This window comes from Roseisolibacter sp. H3M3-2 (genome assembly GCF_029211165.1).
Lineage (GTDB): Bacteria > Gemmatimonadota > Gemmatimonadetes > Gemmatimonadales > Gemmatimonadaceae > Roseisolibacter.
The window spans coordinates 1-768 of sequence record NZ_JARGEK010000748.1; the positions used below are offsets into that span (position 1 = coordinate 1).

At 80.1% G+C, this 768-nt stretch carries 1 protein-coding gene; it reads left to right on the forward strand.

Annotation, left to right across the window (positions count from 1 at the left end; genetic code table 11):
- The coding region (locus PYV61_RS26160; protein WP_275836825.1) for an FUSC family protein at window positions 1-768 on the forward strand (768 nt) is incomplete at both ends.

A 768-nucleotide genomic window follows, 5' to 3' on the forward strand; every position in this document is an offset into this window, starting at 1 on the left:
GCTGGCGGCCGCCGACGACCCGGCGCGGCGCCACCCCGCGCGCCTCGCCGTCGTGGTGACGGCCGCGCACCTGCTCGGCGGCGCGCTGCACGTCGCGCGCGTGCAGTGGCTGGCGACGACCGCGATCCTCGTGTTGCAGCCGTACGCCGGCGCGACCTGGCAGCGCGGCGCGGCGCGCGTCGGCGGCACGGTGCTCGGCGGCGTCGTCGCGGCGCTGCTGGCGGCGCTGCTGCACGACCGCCTCGCGCTCGCGGCGGTGATGTTCGTGCTCGCCGTCGCGGCCGTCGCGGTGCGGCGCAACTACGCGCTCTTCACCTTCTTCCTCACGCCGCTGTTCGTGCTGCTGGCCGAGCCCGCGCTCGGCGACTGGCGGCTGGCGGGGGTGCGCATCGTCGACACGCTCACCGGCGGCGCGCTGGCGGTGCTGGCGAGCCGGGTGCTGTGGCCGCGCTACGAGTCGGCGGGGATCCCGGCCACCCTGGGGACGCTGCTGGAGCGCGTGCGGGAGACGTTCGCCGCCGCGGCGCGGTCCGCGGGGCTGCTCCCCGACGACGGCGGCCCGTCGCCCGCGCGCGCCCGCCGCCGCATGGGGCTCGCCGCCAACCTCGCCGACGCGGCGCTGGAGCGCTGGCTCGCCGAGCCGCAGCGCGTCGCGGGGCACGACGCGGAGGCGCTGCTGACGGTGCTCGCCGAGGTCCGGCGCGTCGGGGTCGCCTGCAGCGGGCTGGCCGCGCTGCCGCGCCACGCCGGCGCGCCGCCGCAGCCGCT